Annotated in this window: 17 protein-coding genes; 2 read left to right on the top strand and 15 right to left on the bottom strand. The window is 67.4% G+C overall.

Annotation, left to right across the window (positions count from 1 at the left end; all coding sequences use genetic code 11):
- Positions 1 to 32: 32 nt before the first annotated feature.
- From AC3FMM_RS11190 to AC3FMM_RS11170, 5 genes are all read right to left on the bottom strand, one after another.
- Positions 33 to 1,406, bottom strand: coding sequence for an MFS transporter (locus tag AC3FMM_RS11190; protein ID WP_115713531.1), 1,374 nt, complete (start codon positions 1,404 to 1,406; stop codon positions 33 to 35).
- A 225-nt stretch (positions 1,407 to 1,631) separates the two neighbouring features.
- Positions 1,632 to 2,258 (bottom strand): pyridoxamine 5'-phosphate oxidase family protein, encoded by a 627-nt coding sequence (locus AC3FMM_RS11185; protein WP_414247810.1) that lies wholly within the window; start codon positions 2,256 to 2,258, stop codon positions 1,632 to 1,634.
- A complete protein-coding gene (locus AC3FMM_RS11180; protein WP_488686603.1) occupies positions 2,255 to 3,634 on the bottom strand; it encodes an adenylosuccinate synthetase in 1,380 nt (459 codons plus the stop codon). The genes AC3FMM_RS11185 and AC3FMM_RS11180 overlap by 4 nt, the downstream gene beginning before the upstream one ends.
- Positions 3,635 to 3,637: 3 nt before the next feature.
- Positions 3,638 to 4,102, bottom strand: a complete 465-nt coding sequence (locus AC3FMM_RS11175; RefSeq protein WP_172581837.1) for a RidA family protein — start codon at positions 4,100 to 4,102, stop codon at positions 3,638 to 3,640.
- A 147-nt stretch (positions 4,103 to 4,249) separates the two neighbouring features.
- Positions 4,250 to 5,035 carry an AraC family transcriptional regulator gene (locus tag AC3FMM_RS11170; protein WP_115683228.1) on the bottom strand — a complete coding sequence of 262 codons (786 nt, stop codon included), beginning with the start codon at positions 5,033 to 5,035 and terminating at the stop codon, positions 4,250 to 4,252.
- A 137-nt stretch (positions 5,036 to 5,172) separates the two neighbouring features.
- On the opposite strand from AC3FMM_RS11170, the gene AC3FMM_RS11165 reads away from it, so the two are divergent.
- The gene (locus AC3FMM_RS11165) at positions 5,173 to 6,030 is read left to right on the top strand and encodes an alpha/beta hydrolase (RefSeq protein ID WP_116314233.1); all 858 of its coding nucleotides are present in this window, start codon (positions 5,173 to 5,175) and stop codon (positions 6,028 to 6,030) included.
- A gap of 48 nt (positions 6,031 to 6,078) precedes the next feature.
- Here the strand turns inward: AC3FMM_RS11165 and AC3FMM_RS11160 are convergent, their stop codons facing one another.
- The 10 genes from AC3FMM_RS11160 to hpsN form a co-directional block, all read right to left on the bottom strand.
- Positions 6,079 to 6,819, bottom strand: coding sequence for a GntR family transcriptional regulator (locus tag AC3FMM_RS11160; RefSeq protein ID WP_115713534.1), 741 nt, complete (start codon positions 6,817 to 6,819; stop codon positions 6,079 to 6,081).
- A gap of 136 nt (positions 6,820 to 6,955) precedes the next feature.
- The gene (locus tag AC3FMM_RS11155) at positions 6,956 to 7,978 is read right to left on the bottom strand and encodes a Bug family tripartite tricarboxylate transporter substrate binding protein (protein ID WP_326347089.1); all 1,023 of its coding nucleotides are present in this window, start codon (positions 7,976 to 7,978) and stop codon (positions 6,956 to 6,958) included.
- 57 nt (positions 7,979 to 8,035) lie between these two features.
- A complete protein-coding gene (locus AC3FMM_RS11150; RefSeq protein WP_488686602.1) occupies positions 8,036 to 9,058 on the bottom strand; it encodes an Ldh family oxidoreductase in 1,023 nt (340 codons plus the stop codon).
- The gene (locus AC3FMM_RS11145; protein WP_488686687.1) at positions 9,055 to 9,990 is read right to left on the bottom strand and encodes a hydroxyacid dehydrogenase; all 936 of its coding nucleotides are present in this window, start codon (positions 9,988 to 9,990) and stop codon (positions 9,055 to 9,057) included. The genes AC3FMM_RS11150 and AC3FMM_RS11145 overlap by 4 nt, the downstream gene beginning before the upstream one ends.
- A complete protein-coding gene (locus AC3FMM_RS11140; RefSeq protein WP_111520429.1) occupies positions 9,990 to 11,165 on the bottom strand; it encodes a UxaA family hydrolase in 1,176 nt (391 codons plus the stop codon). Before AC3FMM_RS11140 ends, AC3FMM_RS11145 begins: the two co-directional genes overlap by 1 nt.
- Positions 11,166 to 11,239: 74 nt before the next feature.
- Positions 11,240 to 11,521, bottom strand: coding sequence for a UxaA family hydrolase (locus AC3FMM_RS11135; RefSeq protein WP_012355675.1), 282 nt, complete (start codon positions 11,519 to 11,521; stop codon positions 11,240 to 11,242).
- A 129-nt stretch (positions 11,522 to 11,650) separates the two neighbouring features.
- A complete protein-coding gene (locus AC3FMM_RS11130) occupies positions 11,651 to 12,664 on the bottom strand; it encodes a galactitol-1-phosphate 5-dehydrogenase (protein ID WP_414247813.1) in 1,014 nt (337 codons plus the stop codon).
- A 72-nt stretch (positions 12,665 to 12,736) separates the two neighbouring features.
- Positions 12,737 to 14,101, bottom strand: a complete 1,365-nt coding sequence (locus AC3FMM_RS11125) for an MFS transporter (protein WP_115713540.1) — start codon at positions 14,099 to 14,101, stop codon at positions 12,737 to 12,739.
- 98 nt (positions 14,102 to 14,199) lie between these two features.
- The gene (gene hpsO / locus AC3FMM_RS11120; protein WP_115714266.1) at positions 14,200 to 14,976 is read right to left on the bottom strand and encodes a (S)-sulfopropanediol 2-dehydrogenase HpsO; all 777 of its coding nucleotides are present in this window, start codon (positions 14,974 to 14,976) and stop codon (positions 14,200 to 14,202) included.
- Between the two features lie 11 nt (positions 14,977 to 14,987).
- A complete protein-coding gene (hpsN, locus tag AC3FMM_RS11115; RefSeq protein WP_488686601.1) occupies positions 14,988 to 16,298 on the bottom strand; it encodes a sulfopropanediol 3-dehydrogenase in 1,311 nt (436 codons plus the stop codon).
- Between the two features lie 194 nt (positions 16,299 to 16,492).
- Between hpsN and AC3FMM_RS11110 the strand changes: the two genes are divergently transcribed.
- Positions 16,493 to 17,560, top strand: coding sequence for a LacI family DNA-binding transcriptional regulator (locus AC3FMM_RS11110; RefSeq protein ID WP_488686600.1), 1,068 nt, complete (start codon positions 16,493 to 16,495; stop codon positions 17,558 to 17,560).
- The last annotated feature ends 31 nt before the right edge of the window (positions 17,561 to 17,591 follow it).

Here is a 17,591-nt window from a genome sequence, read left to right as displayed (position 1 = left end):
GATACCTGCCGCCACGACGCGCCGGCAGTACCTTAGTCGGCAATGGCTTCCAGCGCCCTGCCGCGGGTTTCGATGCCGAACCGGAGCACGATTGCCGCCGCGGCAAGGAAACACAGCGCGCCCAGGCAGAACACGCCAGCTTGCCCCGCGACGGGCAGCACCAGGCCCACCAGCGTCGGCCCCAGCAGCGAGCCGATGCGCCCCACCGTCGAAGCCATGCCACAGCCAGAAGCGCGAGCGCGCGTGGGATAGAGCTCCGGGGTATAGGTATAGAGCACCGCCCACATGCCGAACATGAAGAACTGCATCATGCCGCCGGAGAGGAATAGCGCCAGCGGCTCAGACGCCGAGCCAGCGACCCGGCCATAGATAAAGACCATGCACGCCCCGCCGACCAGCGTCGCCACGCAGGCGGGCTTGCGTCCCCAGCGCTCCACCACCCACGCCGCCCAAAGGAAGCCCGGAATCCCGCCGATCGAGATATACACCGTGTACAACACGGACTTGGTCACATCCAGTCCCGATTGCTGCAGCAGCGCGCCGATCCACGTATTGAGGCCGTAGAACCCCAGCAGGGCAAAGAACCACAGCCCCCAGACAGTCAGGGTCCGGCTGCGGTACGCGCGCGACCACAGCACGCGCAATCCCGTTGCCTCCGGCTCCGCCGCCGCAGCCGCCGGAGTGACTTCCGGCAATGCATCAAGCTTCATCCGCCGCATCACCGACTGCTCGATGCGTTCGACGATCGCTGCGGCTTCGGCATGGCGCCCCTGCGATTCCAGCCAGCGCGGAGACTCGGGGACGAAGCGCCGAACCACGATCAGGAAGAGCGCCGGCACGGCGCCAAGCAGGAACATCGTGCGCCAGGTATAGGCGCTCAGCACGTAGTACGACATCAGGCCAGCGCAGATGAACGCGATCGGCCAGTTGCCGTCCATCAATGCCAGGTACTTGCCGCGCTGCCGCGCCGGGATGAACTCCGACATCAGCGTCTGTGCCAGTGGCAGTTCCATGCCCATGCCGATGCCGAGCAAGAGCCGGTATGCGCCCAGTTCCATGGGGTTGCTCGCGGTCGAACAGAGATAGCTGCCCACGCCCCAGATGATCATGCTGACCTGGAACACGGGCTTGCGTCCGAACCTGTCGGCAAGCACTCCCGAACTGAGCGCGCCGACGGCCATGCCGACAAAGCTGGCGCTTCCGAGCATGCCCGCTTGCGCAGCGGTCAAGCCAAACTCCGTGCGTATCGAACCCAGCAAATACGTCATCATGGCCAGGTCGAGATTGTCGAAGAAGAAGGCCAGCGCAATGATTGCAAACAGAAGGCGGTGATACCCGCATACGGGCAGCCGTTCCAGGCGGTCGCCGGTGCGCACGCGCATCAGCTCGAGAGGGGTGTGCTTCATCTTGTCTCCAGTCGTTCTAGTGCCAGTGCTCTATGGCGCTGGCGCAAGCAATAACGCGTGGTTGCGCTATCGCTCGCTACTGTCGCTTGCGGCCAAGTGCGCGACGCGCGCCGGAACGCCAAGGTCTGTCTCGCAGGCGCCAATGCATTGGAGGAGCTTGTGTCGAGCCACCGAGCATAAAAAAGAGGTGCCGAAGCACCTCTTCATGTCATGCGATTGCGAGCCCTACTTCCCCCCAAACCGATGGGGATCGAACGCTTCCGGCGGCAGGCCGGACAGCGTCGCGCCGGACTGGAACGGATAGCGCAGGTACGGCGCGCGCGGCTGCCCTGGCGGCGAATACTGTCCGTCAGCGAGGATGCGCTTCTTCGCGCTCAACTCGCGGATTTCGCAGCGATAGGCCACGATCTGGCTGGCCGCGCCATCCTCGATCGGCGAGTAGTCCTTCTCGGGCCGGAACTTGTCCAGCGCCCGGTACTGATGCGCGCGCACCTCTTCGGTACTGTCACGCAGCCGGACTTCACAGCGCGCGATGACGCTGAAATACTCGAGGCTGGTGTTCTGGCCCTTCGGCGCTTTCAGCAAGGCCACGGGCCGATCGATTTCGATCGTGACCAGCGGGTTCGCCCGGATCGCGGCGGCAAGCTTGCCGAACCTGGAACTGTGGATCAGGAACGCGTCGCCGGTGAAGGTAAAACTCTGCGCCGTGACATAGGGGTACGGTTCGTCATGCACCGCCACGCGGCAGATCAGCTCATCCTTCAGAAAGGCTTCGATGGCCGGCCAGTCGGTCCAGGCCAGGTCGGTCCTGCGCATCTCGCCGCGCAAGTAGGCGGGGGTTGAACTTGTCATGGTGTGGTCTGCTGGTTGGGTTCAAGAAGCCGCATTTGCGCGCGTTCCGGTCCTAGTCCGATGCCGCGCAGGGGCCGGCCGATCGCCTGCGCCAGCCATGCGAGCAGCGCTTCAAGCTGCGGGGGCAGCGGCGAGGCGGCATCCGTCGGTATGGCGCCCTGCGCGAACGCGGGAAATTGCAGCACGCGCTGGCTTGCGCTACCGGCCTCGCCAGCGACGACTACCGGAATGCAACGCTCGGGCGTATGGGAAAAGGCGGCCAGGCTGTCGCATTTGTTGAGATACACCTCGTCGACGCCGGCCTGCTGTATCGCGAGCCGCAGTTGCGCAACGTCAAGCAGGCCCACGCGCCGTGGCCGGCCGGTGCCGGTGCCGTACTCGTTCGCCAGCATCCGGATGGCCACGCCGGTCGAGAATGCATCCGCTTCGGCGAGCAACGTCAGCGGATCGTGGTTTGTCGCTTCGTCGGCGCGGCCGCGGCCCGCATGTGCCGCCGCGGCGCAATAGGCTTCGGAACGCTGCCCGCCCAGTTCGGTCGGCAGCGGGCCGTTGCCGACCCGGGAAACGATGGCCTTGGCCACGCCGATGGTCTTGCGGTGATAGCGGCACGGCAGATCTCCTCCCACGTAGGCGTAGGCGGGCAGCGTATGGCTGGACGTGACCCACGGCTGGACGCCATGCACCACATCCAGCATCACTGACTGCGCTCCCTCGAACAGTACCCTTGCACCGGCCTCGACCCGACGTAGCAATGCGACCGCATCGTCCGTCACGAACGGCCGAACCACTGTCCACGCTTGGCGCATACCGTCGACCATCGCCGCGATAGCCTCGCTATCGTCATCGGCCTGCGCAGCCAGCCGGGTCATCCGCTCGAACACATGGTCCTCGTCGCGGCGCAGGTCGCGCAACTGGAACGCCACCCGCTCGGCGCCCCGCATCCGGGCCGCCAGATCGGCGTAGCACGGGCCGATGCCGTTGCCGGTGGTGCCGATCCGTGCGCCATCGCGGCGGTCCGCCAGCACATGCCGCGGCTGAACCAGCGGACACCTGTCGCTGATTGTCAGCCGTCCCTCCAGGCTGATACCTTGGGCCGCCAGCATCGCAATCTCGGATGCCAGCTGCTGCAACCCGACCACGCAGCCCGAGCCGATGTAAAGCGCAACGCCAGGGTGCAGCACGCCAGAAGGCACTTGCCGCAGCCGCAGCGCACCGGCGGGCGTGGCGATGGTATGTCCGGCGTTGGCCCCGCCATTGAAACGCGCAATCACGTCATACCCGGCAGCCAGGTGATCAACGATTCGGGCCTTGCCCTCGTCGCCAAATTGCAGGCCTACCAGGACGTCGGCATAGCCGGCCTTTGTCGCGGCGCCCATCGCCTAGGCGTCCAGTGCGAAGGTTGCCTCGATCTCAACCGGGGCACCGAACGGAAGGCTCGCCACGCCGAGCGCAAGGCGGGCGTGGCGCCCGCGCTCGGCAAAAATCCGGTTGAGAAGATCCGACGCGGCGTTGATCACCAGCGGCGCATCGTCGAAACCAGGATCCGCTGCAACGTAGCCGCCTACCCGCACGATGCCCCGGATCCGTTCGAAATCGCCATCGACCGCGGCGGCCACCCAGCCCAGCAGGTTGGCCAGGCAAAGCCGGGCCGCCGCCTGCGCTGCCTCGACGCTGACCGCGCCGGGAACCTTGCCGACGAATACGGGCTTGCCGTCCTGCAGCGGCAGCTGTCCCGATATCGTCAGCAAGCCCCGGTGTAGCGTGTACGGGACATAAAGCGCCTTGGGCATTGCGGCGGCAGGCAGGACGATGCCCGCTGCCTGGATACGATCCATCACTGACATACTCACTCCTCGACTTGGACAAATGCCGACGGAGCAAGCACGGTGCTGGCCATCCGGCGGCACCTAGACTGTGCCGCAGGGCCCAGGCCTCGATTCGCGCCTTGACGCCAGTTGATGTCGCGCAGATGCCAACCGGCAGCCTGAGGCCTAGTCGCCGCTGCGGTCGCGGAAATACTCGGTGGGGGTCATGCCAAGCGCTCGTCTGAACATGGCGCTGAATGCGCTTGGACTCTCGTATCCAAGCTGAAGCGCGATGTCCGTGACATGGCAACCCTCGGCAAGCAGGCGAACCGCGGCCATCAGCCGCGCCTGCTGCTTCCAGCGGCTGTATGTCATCCCCGTTTCTTCCGGAAACAGACGGATGATGGTCCGTTCGCTGGCGCCAACCGAGCGGCTCCACGTCTGGACCGAGGTCTCGTCCGAGGGATCGTCGAGGATCTTCGCGCAGATCTTGCCCAGGCGTGGGTCCCTTGGCATTGGCAGATGCAGCGGGACCACCGAAAGCGGACGCAACTCCTGCAGCAGAAGCTGCACCACCAGGCCGTCGCGGCTGCCTTCGTCATAGGCCAGCGGCATGCGCACGGCGGCCGAGATCAGCTCGCGCAGCAGCGGTGGCACCGCGACCACGCAACAGCCGTGCAACTCGCCCGGTACGGCATCTTCGCGAACGTAGACGGTTCGCATCTCCACATCGCCGCACGCCTGCATGGCGTGCTTGACGTTGCAAGGCACCCAGACGGCGCGCTGGGGCGGCACCACCCACGAACCGAAGTCCGTTGTGACCAGGATGGCCCCCACATAGGCATAGATCAGCTGCGCGCGCGGATGCGAATGCGGGGCGATATAGAAGCCATCCTTCAGCTTGCGCGCCATGCCGCCGACCGGCTGCGCTATCGCCTGGTAGTCATCGCGGTTTTCGCTTTTTCCGAACATGGCGTCTTTGCGATAGTGGTTGTCATCCCGCGGCGCGCGCTGCTAAACGCGGATACGTATCTTTGGCCGGACGCGACAAGCGTCGCAACGACCCAATGGAATCGACGCATCGATCCTAACGTCTGGAGCCAAATTTAATGTCAGTGTATCGAAACTTCAACCAGGAAGAACTGGACCAGCAGTACAACGTCAGGGCTGGAATCCCCGGGTTCCAGGACATCTTCAAGCGATGGGCCGACACCAGCGCCACGTTCCGTCGGAACCATCTGGTCAAGCCGGATCTTGCGTATGGCGCACACGCCTTGCAGGCGCTCGACTTCTTCCCGGCGGCCACCCCTAAGCGCCCTCTGCTGGTCTTCATTCATGGCGGTTATTGGCAATCGCTGGACAAGTCCGACTTCAGCTTCATTGCCGCGCCCTACCTGCAGCGCGATATCAACGTCGCGGTGGTGAACTACCGCCTGGCTCCGGATGTCGGCATGGCCGAGATTGTCCGCGACAATCAGGAAGCAGTGGCATGGCTCTACCGGCATGCCAACGAACTGGGATTCGATCCGGATCGCATCTTCTTGTCCGGCCACTCAGCCGGCGGCCATCTCACCGCCACACTGGCGGCAACGGACTGGCCTGCCTTCGGCGTACCGGCGGATATCCTCAAGGGAGGTTGCGCGATCAGCGGCTTGTATGACCTGGAGCCGATCCGGCTGTGCTACCTCAACCAGGTGGTTGGGCTGACTGAAGCGGACGTTGCCCGCTACAGTCCGATCCATCATGTCCCGAAAGCCAAACTGCCCATGATCCTGACCGTCGGCGGCGATGAATCGCCGGAGTACCACCGGCTGCAGCGCGAATACCAGGCGCTGCTGGGCGAATGCGGGTTCGACGTGCAGGTGGTGGTGCAGGAGCGCGGCCACCATTTCGATGCGGTCGACCTGCTGGGCAACGCCGAGGGCGCCCTGGCCGCCGCGGTGTTGCGCATGATCGGTCGGGCCTGAGGCAGCGGGCGCACGATCGCAGCGCAATTCAGCGAGTCGCAGCCCCTTTCACGGCTGCGACAGCGCGAACTCGTAATCCGATGTATCCAGCCTGGAGACGCGGTACTCGACGCGCTCGTTCTGGTACGACGAAGCCACCCGCAGGATCTTCAGCATCGCCGTGCCGACGGGGACGCCCAGCAGTTCGTGGTCTTCCTCGTCGGCCAGCGCGGCGCGCAGGCGCTCTTCGGTGCGGATGATGTTGATGCCGAAGGCGTCCTGGTAGAAGTTGTAGAGCGTGTTCGGCCGCTCGCGCAGCAGCTTCTCGGTGAGCGTCCTGAAGCGTTCCGCCGGCACGGTAATGGCGTCGATCATGACCGCGCGCCCCTCCAGCGACAGCACGTTGGTGAAGCGGAACACGGCTTCGCCGAGCGGCAGCCCCAGCGCCGCGGCTTCTTCCTTGTCGGCCTTGGCGCGGCGGAACTTTGCCAGCTTTACCGTGGGGAACTCGCGGTACCCGTCCTGGCGCACGATGCGGAAGAAGCGGAAGAAATGGTCTTCCTGCCGGTGCGTCGCGACGAAGGTTCCCCGCCCCTGGTGGCGGATCATGATGTTCTCGGCCACCAGTTCGTCGATGGCCTTGCGCAGCGTGCCGATGGAGACGCCGAAGCGCTCGATCAGCTTGCGCTCCGACGGAATCGCCTCGCCCGGCTTCCACTCGCCCTCGGCCAGGGCTGCCAGGATGGCGTGCTTGACGTCCTTGTACAGCACGCCGCCGATGGCTGCGCCGGCATCGAATCTGGAACCCACGTTAGTGTCCTTTGCAATGCCGCCTGCGGGGCGGCCGGCCGATCCATGACTGACTCATATAGATAAGACGAATCATACTAAAGCCGGCCGCCACGCCCGCACGCCGGCCTCCCGGGCGCGGCGGCGCGCCGCGCCGCTATTCGACCCGGATGTGCTTCTCCTCGATCAGCCGGGCCCAGCGCGTCACCTCGCCGCTGAAGTAGTCGGCAAACGCGGGGCCTCCGGCCGCGGGGGCAAAGCCCGCGCTGACGATGCGTCCGCGCACCGCCTCGGCGGCCAGCATGCGCGCGACCGAGGCGGCCACCTTGTCGACGATCGGCCGGGGCGTGCCGGCCGGCATCATCAGGCCGGTCCAGTTCTCGACGATCAGTTCCGGATAGCCGGCCTCGGCCACGGTGGGCACGTCGGGCAGCAGCGGATGGCGCTCGCGCGTGGTCACGGCCAGCGCGCGCAGCTTGCCGCCTTTCACATAGGCGAGCGACTCGGGGAAGTTGGAGAACACCACGTCGATCTGGCCGCCGATCAGGTCGGTCATCGACGGCGCGCCGCCCTTGTACGGCACATGGGTGAAGCTGGTCCGGGTCTGGCTTTCGAACAGGGCCAGCGTCAGGTGCGGCGGCGTGCCGTTGCCGCTGGAGCCCGCGTTCAGCTTGGATTTCTGCGCCGCCGCGGCCAGGTCCTTCATCGACATGATCGGCGAGCTGGCCGGCACCACTACCATCATTGGCGACGAGGCGATGCGCGCCACCGGCACCAGGTCTTTCTGCATGCTGAACGGCAGCTTGGGGAACAAGGTCACGTTGGACGCGTGCGTCAGCGTCACCGCCAGCCAGGTGTAGCCGTCGGGCGGCGCCTTGGCGACCTGCTCGGCGCCGATATTGGCATTGCCGCCCGGCCGGTTTTCCACCACGATGGGCTTCTTCCACTCTTCCGAGAGCTGGTGGCCGACCATGCGCGCCATGATGTCGGTCAGGCCGCCGGCCGCGAACGGCACCACGTACCGGATCGGCTTGCCCGGAAAGTCCGCGGCCGCGGCATCGCTGCCGCCCTGCGCGGCGGCAGGCCGCGGCGCCAATGCTGCGAGGGCCGATACAACTGACAAGGCTAGCAGCACGCGGTTCAGGTGCCTGCGCGCGCCGCACATCAAGCGTCGATCCATGGTTTGTCTCCGGTAGTTGTAGCCGGCCCATCTATGCGTGGGTCCGTTGTGAGGAAATCAATGCGGCGCGCCAGCTTCCTCGCCCGCAAGCGATTGCAATTCGCGCCAGAGCGCGTCGGGCACGTCGACGCCGTGCGCTGCCGCCTGCGCCTGCGCGGTTTCGCGGCGGGCACCCGGCACGCGCGTGCCTTCGTCGTCCAGCATCGCCGCGAGCAGCGCTTCCACGCGTGCGGCGTAGACCTGCGAGCCGGCGAAGGCGCCGGGGTCCAGCACGAAGAACAGCTGGCCGATGCGCGGACGGTTGCCCGCATCGCTGAAAAAGGAATCGGCCTCGGCGCCGAACTGCGCCCCGGCCAGCGACGTCACCAGCAGTTCCACCAGCAGCGCCAGCATCGCACCCTTGACGCCGCCCGCCGGCAGCATCGAGCCGCGCAGCGCGGCCTGGGCGTCGGTGGTGGGCTGGCCGGCCTCATCCAGCGCCCATCCGGGCGGAATCGGCTTGCCCTGCTTCGCCGCCACCATGATCTTGCCGCGGGCGACTTCCGACAGCGACAGGTCGATCACCACCGGCGCGTGGCCCTGCCGCGGGAATACCGCCGCAATCGGGTTGGTGCCGAACAGCGGCCGCTTGCCGCCCCACGCAGGCATGGCCGCGGGCGAATTGCCCATGGCGATGCCGACCATGCCGGCGCGCGCCACGGCCTCCAGCGGCAGCGCTGCGGCGCCGAAGTGATGGCTGTTGGTAACCGCGGCCACGCCGACGCCGGTTGCGCGCGCGCGTGCCACGGCTTCGGCGATGGCCAGCTCGCACGCCGCGAAGGCAAAGCCGCAGCGCGCGTCGACCAGCACCGCGCTGGCGCGCGTGCCCTGTACCGTCGGCTTGGCATTGCCGTCGACCCGGTCATGGCGCAGGTGCGCCACGTACATCGGCACGCGCGAGGCCCCGTGCGACGGCAGCCCCGCGGCATCGGCCCGCACCAGCGCCGCCGCCGTCGCCTGCGCCTGCAAGGCGCTGGCCCCGGCCCGGCGCAGGCCCGCCGCGGCCACTCGTTCCAGTTCCTGCAATGCGATCCGGCTCATGGCATCTGCTCCAGCGATTGCCGCACCTCGCGGGCGATCATCATCGATACGCGCGCATTGGCTTCGCGCGTCACGCCGCCAACGTGCGGTGTCAGGATCAGGTTGGGCACGCCCCGCAGCGCGCTGCCCGCGGGCAGTGGCTCGCTGCCGAACACGTCCAGCGCGGCGCCGGCCAAATGCCCGGCGCGCAGCGCATCGGCAAGCGCCGCCTCGTCGACCACGCCGCCGCGCGCGGTATTGATCAGCACCGCGCCCGACTTCATCGCCGCCAGACGGCCGACATCGATCAGGTTGCGCGTGGCGGCCACCAGCGGCACATGCAGGCTGACCGCGTCGGCCTGCGCCAGCAGCGCGTCGAGCGGCACGCAGGCTACCCCGGTGGCGGTCCAGACCGGATCGTCTGCGGGCAGCATCGGATCGCTGGCAATGACTTGCATGCCGAAGGCGCGCGCCAGCGCCGCGGTCTGCCGGCCGATGTCGCCGAAACCGATCAGGCCCAGCGTCTTGCCCAGCGCTTCCCGGCCCTCGGACAGCCTGGCTCGCGGCCACTGGCCGTCAGCCACCTCGGCACTGGACAGGTAGGCGCCGCGCAGCAGCACGGCGGCCGTGGTCACCACGTACTCCGCCACCGAGCGTGCATTGGCCCCGGCCGCGGGAATCACACGGATGCCGCGCTCGCGGCAGGCGGCTACGTCGATATTGTCCAGCCCCACGCCAAGCCGCCCCACCACGCGCAAGGCCGGCGCGCTCGCCAGCAGCGCCGCGTCCACCTGGGTGCGGTTGCGCACCACCAGCGCGTGCGCCCCGTCCAGGATCTCGAGGAGCTCGCCGCGCCTGTCCACCCAGCCCGGCTCGTAGCGCAGGTCGAAGCCGGCGCTCAGCGCCTGCACCGCGGCCGGGTCCATGAACTCGCTGATGCAGATGCGCTTCATCATGCCGACTCGTGGATGCGGGTCAGCACGAACTCGCGGTGGCCGAGCGCCTCGGCCGCGGTCCAGCGGCCGTTGATGGTGGCCAGCATGCATTCCAGCAGCTTGTCGCCGGTCTGGTCCAGGGTCTGCTCGCGCTGCAGCAGGCCCGAGCAGTCGACGTCCATGTGCTCGCTCATCAGGCGCACGGTGCGCGGGTTGGCGCACAGCTTGATCACCGGCACGATCGGGTTGCCGATCACGTTGCCCTGCCCGGTCGGGAAGAAATGGACCACATAGCCGGCCGCCGCGCACAGCGTGACCATCTCGGCCGCGGCGGAAGACGAGTCCATGAACCACAGCCCCGGATGCGTCGGCGCCTCGGCCTTGTCGAGCACGCCGTCGACGGTGCACTTCTTGCCGATCTTCTGGATATTGCCCAGCGCCTTCTCTTCGATGGTGGTCAGGCCGCCCGCGATATTGCCCTTGGTCGGCTGCGACTCGGACAGGTCGGAGGTCTTCCAGCGGTCGATCATGCCCTGGTAGCGCTCGAACATCGCCATGAACTGGTGGCGCACGTCGTCGTTGGCGCAGCGCGCCGCGACGATATGCTCACCGCCGGTCAGCTCCGAGGTCTCGCCGAATACCAGCGTGGTGCCCAGCGGATGCAGCTTGTCGAAGGCGTTGCCGACAGTCGGGTTGGCGCCGCAGCCCGAGGTGGTATCCGATTCGCCGCACTTGGTCGAGACCCACAGTTCGTTGATCGGGCACTCCACGCGGTGCAGCGCGGTGGCGTACTGCACGAACTCGCGCGCGGCCCTGGAGGCACGCATGATGGTGTCGTGGTCGCCGTGGCCCTCGATGCCGAAGCCCACCACCGGCTTGCCGGTCTGCGCGATGCCGTCGACCACCTTCTTGGTCCAGCCCTCCTCGATCCCGATCACCACCACCGCGGCGACGTTCGGGTTGCTGCCCGCGCCGATCAGCGTGCGGAAATGCAGGTCCAGGTCCGGCCCGAACTGCAGGCGGCCGTATGGGTGGGGAATCGCCATGGTGCCCTTGATCGCGGCGGCGACGGCCTCGGCGGCGGCATTGGACAGGTCGTCCAGCGGCAGGATGATGACGTGGTTACGCACGCCGACGCGGCCGTTGTCGCGGCGGTAGCCCCAGAAGGTGGTGTTTTGGTCGATCACGGACATGACGTGGATCCTTGGATGCGCGATGGAAGCGGAATTGAAGCGGAATGAAGGCAAATGGAACGCAGGCGCGGCGCTTACCAGCGCTTGGTCTTGATGTTGTGGACGTGGGCGTGCTGCCCGGCCTTGATCGGCGCCACCACCTTGCCAATGTCGATGCCGTACTTGTAGACCGTCTCGTTCACATCCATGTCGCGCAGCGCCACCTTGTGGCCGATGGGAATCGGCTGCAGCGCGGTCACCGTCACGATCTTGTCTTCGTCCATGATCCATGCATTTAGCTGGGTGCCGGGCTGGATCCCTTCCACCACGGCTACCGCGACGGTGTCCTTGGCGTCATGAAGCACTACGTGAATCATCGTTGTCTCCTCTCTGTGGGTCGTGCGTGAAATCATGGTAGGCGTTGAATTCATCCATGTCAACCAACTCATATATATGACTCTCGATAGACGTCCTGGTCAGCGTGCCGGTCGCGCGCCGCGGCGCAGTCAGACGGTTTCGGGAATCAGCACCACCTTGGCGGCCGCCACGCGGCCTGCGGCCAGATCGGCAAAGGCCGCCGGACCATCGCTCAGCGCGCGCGTCTCGACCCACTCCAGCGTGCCGAAGCTGCCACGTTCCAGCGCCGCCACGGTGGCACGCAGGTCGGCCATGGTGTAGGTATAGGTGCCCAGCAGGGTCAGCTCGGCCAGGGTCAGCTTGCGCATGTCGATCTCGCTGGCCCAGTCCTGCAGGCCGATATGCATGACCACGCCGCCGGGCCGCGCGGCGGCGATGGCGAGCTTGCGCGTCGCACCCGCGCCCACCGCGTCGATGACCACGTCGAAGGCTGATTCCGGCAGCGGGCCGGCCAGCGGGTCGACCGCCTCGCAGCCGAGATGCCGCGTCACCGAAGCCCGGCGCAGCGCATTGGTCTCGGCCACCTGGGCTTCGCCGCAGCCATAGGACCGCACCAGCGCGGCGGCCAGCATGCCGATCGCGCCGCCGCCGATGACCAGCACGCGGGACTCGGGCAGCGGCCTGGCCAGCGCACGCATGGTCAGGTTCACCGCATGCAGCGCGGTCGCCGCGGGCTCGGTCAGAGCCGCGCTGACGCTGGGCAGCGCGTCCGGAAGCGGGATCGCGCAGCGGATCGGAATCGCCAGGTATTCGGACAACGCGCCGGGCCGGCTCATGCCGACCATGCCCCGGTACGCGCACAGGTTATCGCGCCCTTGCAGGCAATAGTCGCAATGCCCGCAGGTCACCAGCGGGTTGGCGGTCACGCGCTGCCCGACGGTCAGCCGGGCCGGGTCGGACGAGGCCACCACCGTGCCCGCGAACTCGTGGCCAAGCACCAGCCCCGGCTTGCGGCGCGGATCGTGGCCGTGGTAGGCATGCAGGTCGGAGCCGCAGATGCCGCTGGCATCGATGCGCAGCAGGGCTTCGCCGGGGGCCAGGGCCGGCATGTCGCGCTCCAGGACCGCGACGGCGTTGGGTTCGGTATAGACGATCGCTTTCATGGCCTTGCCAGTAGTGGACATGGGAGGGGAACCACAAGGACGGGCGGCGCAATTGCCGCCCGAAGGAAGGAATCAGGCGCCGGCTTCTGACGGTGCCAGCGCACGCGCGCCGGCCGGGCCCTGGCGCCGGCCGATCCACAGCGTGCAGGCCGCGCTGAGCACGCCGATCGCCAGCACGTAGGCGCACAGGTACCAGGGCTCGCCGCCGCCCTGCGCATTCAGCCAGGTGGCGATGATCGGCGTCAGTCCGCCGGCGAACACGCCCGCGAACTGGTAGACGAAGGAAATCCCGGTATAGCGCACGCGCGCATCGAAGACCTCGGAGAACATCGACGACATGGTGCCGAACACGGCGGCATGGAAGATGCCGAAGGGGATGATGATTGCCGCCCATACCAGCAGCACATTGCCGCCCGAATGCTGCATCAGCCAGAACGCGGGAAACGCCGACAGGCCCGCCAGCAGCGCGCCAGTGCCATACACCAGCGGCCGGCCGAGGCGGTCGGACACGGCGCCCCACAGCGGGATGAACAGCGTCATCACGCCGGCGCCCAGCAGCACGCCCAGCAACGCCTCGTTGCGCGACAGCTTCAGGGTCTGGGTCAGGTAGGCAAGCGAGAACACCCCGAACACGTTGAAGAAGACGCCGTCGATAAAGCGCGCGCCCATGCACGCCAGCACCACGCGGGGGTACTGGCGCAGCATGGCCAGGAACGGCAAGGCGCTGGCATCCGGCTGCTGGCGCGGCGGGTGGCGTTGTGCCGCGGCAAATTCCGGCGACTCTTCGACATGGGTGCGCATGTAGGAGCCGATGAAGACCATCACCGCACTCAGCAGGAAGGCGATGCGCCAGCCCCATGCCAGGAAGTCCCGGTCCGACAGCAGCGCCGACAGCAACGCAATCACGCCGCTGGCCAGCACCAGGCCCAGCGACATGCCGGTCTGCGGCAGGCTGGCGAAGAAGCCGCGGCGGCCCGCCGGCGCGCTCTCGAACGTCATCAGCACGGCGCCGCCCCATTCGCCGCCGAGGCCGATGCCTTGCGCGATGCGGCACAACAGCAGCAGCACCGGGGCCCAGATGCCGATCTGGTCGTAGGTCGGGATCAGGCCGATGGCCGTGGTGGCGATGCCCATGATCATCAGCGTCAGCACCAGCATGCGCTTGCGTCCCAGCGTATCGCCGAAATGGCCGAAGATCACGCCGCCCAGCGGGCGCGCGACAAACCCGGCGGCGAAGGTGGCGTAGGCCAGCAGCGTGCCGACCACCGGGTCGGTCGACGGGAAGTACAGCTTGTTGAACACGAGTCCGGCGACCACGCCGTACAGGAAAAAGTCGTACCACTCCACCATCGCGCCGATCGTGCTCGAGGTCACGATCTTCCTCAGCTTGCGTCCGGGGTCTTGTGCCGGCGGCTGCGCCGCTACCTGTCTCGTCATGCTTGTCTCCTGTCGGGTCTGGTCCCGAGGCGGCGCGTATGGCGCTCTGGATATCGGTCAAGGCGCGCGGGGCGAATCGATGCGCCCCGCGGCGGGAATCATCTTGCCGTGTAGCCACCGTCGACCATGAAGGTCTGCCCGGTGATATACGCGGCCATGTCGCTGGCCAGGAACGCGGCCAGCCCATGCAAGTCCGGCAACGCGCCGTTGCGGCCAATGCAGGTGCGACCGGCATGGTAATCGGCCAGCGCGGCATCGGCGAACACGGGCCCGGTCAGCGCGGTCGGGAAAAAGCCGGGTCCGATCGCATTGCAGGTGATGCCGTGCCGCGACCACGCCTCGGCGATGGCACGCGTCAGCTGCACGATGCCACCCTTGGCCGCGCCATAGGGCGCACTGTTGGCGAAGGCGCGATAAGACTGCAGCGACGCGAGGTTGAGCACCCGCCCCCATCCTTGCGCCTGCATCGCGGGCGCCAGCGCCTGCGTCAGGAAGAACGGCGCGCCCAGATGCGTGTCCAGCTGCAACCGCCACGACGCCGGCGTGACGCTGTCAAAGGGCTGGCGCAGGTTCATGCCCGCGGCATTCACCAGGATATCGATGGTGCCGCAGCGGCGCTGCAAGGCCGCTGCGGCGGCGGGAATCGCATCGAGGTCGGACACGTCCAGCGCCTGCGTGTCGACCGCGATGCCGATCGCGTCGAGCCGCGAAGCCGCCGCATCGAGTTGCGGCTGGCGGCGCGCCGCCAGCACCACCCTGGCGCCGGCCCGGCCCAGTGCCTCGGCAAGGCTTTCGCCGATACCGGAACTGCCGCCGGTCACCAGCGCCTGCCGGCCGCGCAGGTCCGGTCCGGCAGCGCCGGCCGCGTTGTGCATGGGCGCCATCGTCACACCTCCACCGGCGCGCCCATCTCGAAGCGGGCGTTCGGAAAGTACTTTGCCATGCGGTCGTCCGCGGTGCGCGCGTGCGCCTCCATGCCCTCCAGGCGCGAAATGCGCGCGGTCACCTGCCCGATCTGCCGCGTCGCCTCGCGCGTCATCTTCTGCCAGGTCAGTGTCTTCATGAACTTGTGCACCGAGAGCCCGCCGGAATAGCGCGCCGCGCCCTTGGTCGGCAGCACATGGTTGGGGCCGCTGGTCTTGTCGCCAAAGGCCACCGTGGTCTCTTCGCCAAGGAACAGCGAGCCGTAGCAGGTCAGGTGGGCCAGCCACCAGTCGAGGTCGCGCGCATGCACCTCCAGATGCTCGGAGGCATAGCGGTCCGATACCGCGGCCACTTCTTCGCGGCTGTCGCAGACGATGACCTCGCCATAGTCGCGCCATGCCGCCGTGGCCGCGTCGCGCGCGGTCGGCGGCAATGCAGCAATCAGCGCCGGCACCAGCACCATTACCTGTTCCGCCAGCGCGCGCGAGGTGGTGAAGAGCCAGGCAGGCGACTCGTGGCCATGCTCGGCCTGACCCACCAGGTCGCTGGCAACGATGGCCGGATCGGCGCTGTCGTCGGCGATCACGGCAACTTCGGACGGCCCCGCGAATACGTCGATGCCTACCTGCCCGTACAGCGCCCGCTTGGCCTCGGCGACAAACTTGTTGCCGGGACCGACCACCACGTCGGCGGGCTTGCCGCTGAACAGGCCATAGGCCATCGCAGCGATCGCCTGCACGCCGCCGAGCGTCATGATCACGTCCGCGCCGGCCGCCTGAAAGGCATAGAGCACGTGCGGGTGGATGCCCTGGCCGCGGAACGGGCTCGAGCACGCCACCACGGTGCCGACGCCGGCGGCCTTCGCCGTCGCCACCCCCATGTAGGCCGAGGCAATATGCGCATAGCGCCCGGCCGGGGCGTAGCAGCCCACTACGTTGACCGGGATCACGCGCTGCCCCGCCGTCACGCCCGGGTGCAGTTCGACCGCGAACTCGCGCAGCGATTCGCGCTGCGCCAGCGCGAACTCCCGCACCTGAGCGATCGCGAAATCGATGTCGGCGCGCACGGACGCGGGCACGTCGCGGGTCTGCTGCCGGACCTGGTCCGGGGTCAGCACGATCTCGCCGTCCCAGCCGTCGAGCTTGCTGGCGTACTGGCGCACGGCCGCCTCGCCATGCGCCTGGATCTCGGCCAGCATGTCGGTTACCACTTTCTGCGCGGTGGCGGTCTCTGTCTGCGGCGTTTTCTCGGCTTGCTTCAGGTACGTGATCATCGGGCGTCCTCGGCTTTGATTTCGGATGTAAGCGCTATCATTTCTGTGCGAGGTAAAACTGCCAGTCTCAAATTTCCTCGCATTTTTCAAATGAAAGCGCTTTCACACAAGATTAGTCGGAGAACCACGGAGTGCAAGGCAGGGTTTTCCCTCGGCAGACTTGCAAGTCAGGGCCACCGTCCCCCGGCATAGTCGTGTGTACCGCACAGATCGGTGACAATGGCGCAACGGCAACCAGGACAGCAAACGTGCGGCGGACCAGACTTGAAGACGTGGCGAAGCTAGCGGGAGTATCGATGGCGACGGTGTCGCGCGCCCTGTCATCGCCCTCGCTGGTGCGGGAAGACACCCTGCAGCGGGTGCGCCAGGCGATCAACGCGCTCGGCTATGTCCCCGATGCGTCGGCGCGCACGCTGGCATCAGGGCGTTCGCGCACCGTCGCCGCGGTGGTGCCGACGCTGGACAACGCCATCTTCTCCCATGCGATCCAGGGCATGCAGCAGGTACTGGCGGCCGGCGGCTACCAGTTGCTGCTGGGCTCGCACAACTACGATCCGGACACCGAGACCGACGTGGTACGCGCCCTGTCCGAGCGCGCGGTCGATGCCATGGTCCTGGTCGGCGCCGACCATGCGCCGGACACGCTGGCGCTGCTGCGCCAATCCGGCACGCGCACCATCCTGACCTGGTCCCTGTCCAGCCAGTATCCCTGCATTGGCTTCGACAATTTCGAGATCGGCGCGCAGGCCGCGCGCCATCTGTACGACCTGGGCCACCGCCGCTTCGGCATGATTTCCGGCATCGGCGCCCATAACGACCGCGCGCGACTTCGCACCGAGGGCTTCCTCGGCACGCTGCGTGCGCTGCGCGCGCCGCTGCCTCCTGGCGCCGTATGCGAGCAACCCTACACCTTCGCCGGCGGCCGGGCCGGCTTGCGCGCGGTGCTTGCCCATGCCCCGGCAACGCCGACGGCGATCTTCTGCGGCAACGACGTGCTCGCACTCGGCTGCCTGTTCGAGGCCACGGCCATGGGCCTGGAGGTGCCGCGCCAGTTGTCCATCGTCGGCTGCGACGACCTGCCGATCTCCGCCGAAGTCACGCCCGCGTTGACGACCATTGCGCTGGAAAGCAGCGAACTGGGCCGGCAGACCGCGCTCGCGCTGCTGCGCTGGCTGCAGGACGGCATCGAGCCGGGCCGGATGGAAATGCCGGTCGCGCTGGTACAGCGCGGCACCACCGCGCCGCCGGTCGAGCCAGCCTAGGTTGGCCGCGGTTTCACCCGTGCCGGCGCAG

This window comes from Cupriavidus sp. 207A1, assembly GCF_057798955.1.
The sequence above is the reverse complement of the archived record's forward strand: the minus strand, read 5'-3'. Positions and strand labels throughout refer to the sequence as shown.